The organism is Sphingomonas sp., from assembly GCF_025353885.1.
Lineage (GTDB): Bacteria > Pseudomonadota > Alphaproteobacteria > Sphingomonadales > Sphingomonadaceae > Sphingomonas_O.
This window is the reverse complement of the sequence record NZ_JANXNX010000083.1, coordinates 1-1,862: the sequence shown is the minus strand read 5'-3', so window position 1 is coordinate 1,862 and position 1,862 is coordinate 1. Positions and strand designations below refer to the sequence as shown.

The window sequence follows — 1,862 nt, the reverse complement described above, 5'->3', positions numbered from 1 at the left end:
TGCTGACTGAGAGCTTCCTCGAATTGATGATGCGCGGGGGCAAGCCGCTGCGCCATCTCGAACGGCCAGTGGCCGACCGCCCGTTCCTGCTCCCGGCGCTGATCGACACCACCGATCTGGCCGAACGCCCCGACATCGAGTTGTTCGGCCCGATCCTCCAGGTGATCCGCGCCGACAGCTTCGACGCCGCGATCGCCGAGGCCAACAACACGCGCTACGGCCTGTCTGCCTCGCTGATCAGCCAGGATCCGGCGCTGTACGACCGCTTCTGGGCCAATGCCCGCGCCGGCATCGTCAACTGGAATCGCCCGACCAACGGCGCCTCATCCTCGGCGCCGTTCGGCGGCATCGGCTGGTCGGGCAACCACCGCCCCAGCGCCTATTACGCCGCCGATTATTGCGCCTATCCGGTGGTCAGCAACGAAGCGGAACAGGCGCGCGCCACCATCGGCATCGGGCTGCGCGATTCCTAGACTCATATCCGGTCAGGCTTGCACATATCCGGAGTGTCGGATGTAGTTTGAGTATTCTCCCGGCTTGAACTTGCCGAGGATGGTTTTGAGCGCATCGCAGATTGCGTTGAAGGACCGGGGGTTCATTTGGCGGATGAGCCCTTTGACCTTGGAGAAGACCTGCTCGATCGGATTGAAGTCGGGGCTGTAGGGCGGCAGGTAAAGCAGATGCATGCCGGCGTTTTCGAGGCACTCGCTGATACCGGCCACCTTATGGGCCGGGAGATTGTCGATGATGACAATGCTGCCGGGCTGCATTTCGGGGATCAGGCACTCCTCAAGCCATTGGCGGAAGATCACGCCAGTCATGGCGCATGGGAGCAGCTGCGGGGCCAGGATGCCGTCATGCGCCAGACCCGCCACGAAGGTGGATGTCATCCAGTGACCGTGCGGAGCCTTGGCGAACAGCTTCTTGCCCTTTTGGCCCCAGCCATGGCTGCGCGTCATCGCCGTGTTCGTGCCGGTCTCATCGACAAACACGAGGCGTGTGAAGTCCAGTTCGGCCTGTCCTGCCCGCCAAAGCGCACGCGCCAGCGCGACGTCGGGCCGATCCTGCTCAGTCGCGAAGATCGTTTTTTTTGAGGCGAAGGCCCAGCCGCTTCACCGTCCTTTGGACCGTCCCATAGCCGACCTTCACACCCCAGCTCGCAAGGTCTGCCTGCACGTCGACCAGTCTCAGGTCGCTCTTCTCCGCCAGCAGCGCCGTAACATGATCGCCGTGCTCCAAAAGCTTGGATCGCCGGTCTCCACCCATTGGCCGTGCCGAGTAACTCTGCGTCCGCCGGTAAAGCCGATGCCAGTTCCCCGCTGTGCTCGGCGCTATCCCGAACGCCTCTCCTACCGCCCGGCAGTTGCCCCCGCCCTCCATCGCCGCAACAACCCGCACCCGCAAATCGTCAGAATATGGCCTGCCCATCCCTTGCTGACCTCCAAGCCCAGCCAAGGCAGTGAATCAGATTTAAAGCCCTTGGGGAATCCTCAAAGATTCAACTCGGTCGGGTTCGAGTCTAAGGCGTCAGTGGCCTGAAATGGGGAGACGGGCACATCTGCCAGAAACGCCCAGGCCCCAAGCAATGCGTTCATGTTCCTCCGCTATCTTCCGCGTGTCCCCGGTCGCCACTATGGTCCGATCCGCCTCGATCGACGCATAAGTCCACATGATTTTCATTCGCGTCTCAGTCGAAGGATTGCGGAAACGATGCGGGACGCCGGCAGGAATAAAACTTACATCGCCGGGTATAAGCGAATATTCGGTACCGTCGATCTCGGCGATAGCCTCGCCCGCAAGCAAGAGCACGCTTTCCTCGCAATTATGAAAATGAAACGGTAGCTCAGCACCCGGCTCAAAGG

4 protein-coding genes are annotated in these 1,862 nt (G+C 61.4%); 1 reads left to right on the top strand and 3 read right to left on the bottom strand.

The annotated features are described in order from the left end of the window. Positions 1-473, top strand: a 473-nt coding sequence (locus Q0R02_RS09230; protein WP_293882672.1) for an aldehyde dehydrogenase family protein, incomplete at its 5' end; no start/stop codon positions are given. A 12-nt stretch (positions 474-485) separates the two neighbouring features. Here Q0R02_RS09230 and Q0R02_RS09225 read toward each other — a convergent pair. The 3 genes from Q0R02_RS09225 to Q0R02_RS09215 all read right to left on the bottom strand — a co-directional run. Further along, a complete protein-coding gene (locus Q0R02_RS09225; RefSeq protein ID WP_293882675.1) occupies positions 486-1,046 on the bottom strand; it encodes an IS630 family transposase in 561 nt (186 codons plus the stop codon). A gap of 22 nt (positions 1,047-1,068) precedes the next feature. Continuing rightward, a complete protein-coding gene (locus Q0R02_RS09220; RefSeq protein WP_293882669.1) occupies positions 1,069-1,428 on the bottom strand; it encodes an IS630 transposase-related protein in 360 nt (119 codons plus the stop codon). 99 nt (positions 1,429-1,527) lie between these two features. Next, positions 1,528-1,862: cupin domain-containing protein (locus tag Q0R02_RS09215; RefSeq protein ID WP_293882667.1), on the bottom strand; the 335-nt coding region annotated here is incomplete at its 5' end.